The sequence below is a fragment of the Mesorhizobium sp. M7A.F.Ca.US.007.01.2.1 genome, from assembly GCF_003998165.1.
Lineage (GTDB): Bacteria > Pseudomonadota > Alphaproteobacteria > Rhizobiales > Rhizobiaceae > Mesorhizobium > Mesorhizobium ciceri.
This window is the reverse complement of record NZ_RZQP01000384.1, coordinates 1-3,355: the sequence shown is the minus strand read 5'-3', so window position 1 is coordinate 3,355 and position 3,355 is coordinate 1. Positions and strand designations below refer to the sequence as shown.

The 3,355-nt window shown below is 64.9% G+C and carries 3 protein-coding genes; 2 read left to right on the top strand and 1 reads right to left on the bottom strand.

Annotated features, from left to right (window positions below):
• On the top strand, positions 1-1,487 hold a 1,487-nt coding region (locus EN949_RS34030; RefSeq protein WP_164782641.1), incomplete at its 5' end, for a Tex family protein.
• Here the strand turns inward: EN949_RS34030 and EN949_RS34025 are convergent.
• On the bottom strand, positions 1,488-2,399 hold the full coding sequence (locus EN949_RS34025) for a LysR family transcriptional regulator (RefSeq protein WP_063168910.1): 912 nt from the start codon (positions 2,397-2,399) through the stop codon (positions 1,488-1,490).
• Positions 2,400-2,536: 137 nt separating this feature from the next.
• Between EN949_RS34025 and EN949_RS34020 the strand changes: the two genes are divergently transcribed.
• The coding region (locus EN949_RS34020; RefSeq protein ID WP_127371946.1) for an acyl-CoA dehydrogenase family protein at positions 2,537-3,355 on the top strand (819 nt) is incomplete at its 3' end.

Below are 3,355 nucleotides of genomic sequence, written 5' to 3'. Positions count from 1 at the left end.
GTATAAAACTGTCGCTGCATCTGACGCTCGATTTGATGCGCGATCTGCGCGAGCGGGCGGAGGAGGAAGCGATCCACGTCTTTGCCCGCAACCTCAAGGATCTACTGCTGGCCGCTCCCGCCGGCTCGCGCGCCACGATGGGGCTCGACCCCGGCATCCGCACCGGCGTCAAGGTGGCGGTGGTCGACGGCACCGGCAAGGTGCTGACAACGACGACGGTCTATCCATTTCCGCCCAGAAACGATGTGCGCGGCACGCAGGCGGAACTCGCCAAGCTCATCCGCCAGCACAAGGTCGAGCTGATTTCGATCGGCAACGGCACCGGCAGCCGCGAGACGGAAAAGCTGGTGGCCGACATGCTGTCCGACATGCCGGCGGACGGCGGGCCGAAGCCACTGAAAGTGATCGTCAGCGAGGCCGGCGCCTCGGTCTATTCGGCATCGGCGACGGCGGCGGCGGAATTCCCCGGCCTCGACGTGTCGTTGCGCGGCGCTGTCTCGATCGCCCGGCGGCTGCAGGATCCGCTGGCCGAACTGGTCAAGATCGAACCCAAATCGATCGGCGTCGGCCAGTACCAGCATGATGTCGACCAGTACCGTCTCGGCCGCTCGCTGGAAGCGGTGGTCGAGGACGCGGTCAATGCCGTCGGCGTCGATCTCAACACTGCCTCGGCGCCGCTTTTGGCGCGCGTTTCAGGTCTGGGCGCATCGCTGGCCGACGCGATCGTTGCGCATCGCGATGCGACCGGGCCCTTCGCCAGCCGGAAGGACCTGCTCAAGGTGCCGCGGCTCGGACCTCGGGCCTTCGAACAATCCGCCGGCTTCCTGCGCATTGCCAATGGCAGCGAGCCGCTCGACGCCTCGTCGGTGCATCCGGAGGCCTATGGTGTGGCGAAGAAGATCGTCGCTGCCTGCGGGCGCGATGTGCGGTCGTTGATGGGCGATAGTGCCGCGCTCAAGGCACTCGACCCACGCGTCTTCGTCAACGAGCGTTTCGGCTTGCCGACGGTGCGCGATATCCTGGCGGAGCTGGAAAAGCCCGGCCGCGACCCGCGCCCAGGCTTCAAGACGGCGACCTTCGCCGACGGCATCGACGACATCAAGGATCTGAAGCCCGGCATGCTGCTGGAAGGCACGGTCACCAACGTGGCCGCCTTCGGCGCCTTCGTCGATATCGGAGTGCATCAGGACGGGCTGGTGCATGTCTCGCAGCTGGCCGATCGGTTCATCAAGGACGCGCATGAGGTCGTGAAGGCCGGCGACGTGGTGAAGGTGCGCGTCGTCGACGTCGACATCAAGCGCAAGCGCATCGCCCTTTCCATGCGCAAGGATAGCGGCGAGGGCGGTGCACCGCGCAGCGGACCGCGCGACAATGGTGGCGGCAGGCCGGCACCACGTTCGCCGGCACCCCAGCAACGCCAGCCGGAGCGGCCGGCGCAACAGGGAGCGTTCGGTGCTGCTTTGGCGAATGCGCTGAAGCGAAAGTAGCTACCACGCCAGAACGGCCGGTTCCTTCTCGACCTGGCCCAGCAGCCAGTCGCGAAAACTGGCGACCGGCGGATGGCCGCGCTTGTCGTGCGGGACGACGAGATAGTAGGCACTGCGGCTTTGCATGGGCTGGCCTGGCGCCGGCACCAGCTGGCCGCGCTGCAATTCACCTGCAATGAGGATCAACGGCAGCAGCGCCACGCCGAGCCCCGCCATGCAGGCCTGGGCGGCGGTGCCGAACTGTTCGAACTGCATGCCGGGTCCGGTCGGCGCGCTCAGGCCCTGATGCTCGAACCATTCGGTCCAGGCGCCAGGACGCGTCGCCATGTGCAGCAGCGGCAGGCGGCCGATATCGGCCGGTGCGGCGATGGCGCGGCCGGCGAGGAATTCGGGCGACACGACCGGCGCCACGGTTTCGCGCACCAACAGTGTCGAGTCGGCCTCCGGCCAGTCCGGCAGGCCGTAGTGGATGGCGGCATCCAGCCTCTCCCTGGCGAAGTCGAAGCGACCGACGCGGGTGACGAAGTTGATGGTGATATCGGGATTGTTTTCGACGAAATCGGGGATCATCGGCATCAGCCAGCGCGTGCCGAAGGTCGGCAAAATGGCAAGGTTCAGCATGCCACTATGCCGATTGCTCATCAATCCAAGGGCTGCGTCACGCAATTGCCCAAGTGCTGAACGCACCGCCTCGGCGTAGATCTCGCCCGATGTCGACAGCCTGACATTGCGGCTGTCGCGTTCGAACAGCCGGCGGCCGAACTGATCTTCCAGAAGTTTGATCTGGCGGCTGACCGCGCCCTGGGTCAGATCTAGCTCCTGGGCGGCGGCGGTGAAACTGCCGAGCCGGGCCACAGCCTCGAAGGCGGCAAGGGCGCTGATGTTGGGTAAAAGGCGGCGTTGGACACTCATGATCCATTCCTAACGATCATTGATCGGTGAATCAATTTCGTTTGATTTTTTCGAGGCGCAGGCCGATAGAACGGGCCAACATTTTGCTTCATGCATGTCATCGTTTTGAGCGACATGCATTGGTTGGGAGAAACGCGATGGCCGCCGACAAGAACGCATTCGTCTGGGAAGACCCGTTCCTGATCGAGGGCCAGCTTTCGGAAGACGAGCGCATGGTGCGCGACGGGGCGGCCGCCTTCGCCGCCGACAGACTGGCGCCGCGGATCGAGGACGCCTACCTCAACGAGACCTTCGACACCGCGATCTTCCGTGAAATGGGCGAGGCCGGCCTGCTCGGCATCAACATCCCTGAAGAATTCGGCGGGCTTGGCGCGAACTACGTCACCTATGGGCTGGTCGCACGCGAAGTAGAGCGCGTCGATTCCGGCTATCGGTCGATGATGTCAGTGCAGTCGTCGCTGGTGATGTATCCGATCTATGCCTATGGCTCGGACGAACAGCGCAAGAAGTACCTGCCCAAGCTCGCCAGCGGCGAGTGGATCGGCTGTTTCGGCCTGACCGAGCCGGATGCAGGCTCCGACCCGGGCGGTATGAAGACGCGCGCCGAGAAGACCGCCAACGGCTACAAGCTGTCCGGTTCGAAGATGTGGATTTCCAACGCGCCCGTCGCCGATGTGTTCGTCGTCTGGGCGAAGCTGAAGGGGGAGAACGGCAAGGACGAGATCCGTGGCTTCGTGCTGGAAAAGGGCATGAAAGGGCTTTCGGCGCCGAAGATCGGCGGCAAGCTGTCGCTGCGGGCGTCGATCACCGGCGAAGTGGTGATGGAAGGCGTCGAGGTCGGCGAGGACGCGCTGCTGCCCAACGCAAAGGGCCTTGGCGGACCGTTCGGATGCCTCAACCGGGCTCGCTTCGGCATTTCCTGGGGCTCGATGGGCGCCGCCGAGGATTGCTGGCAC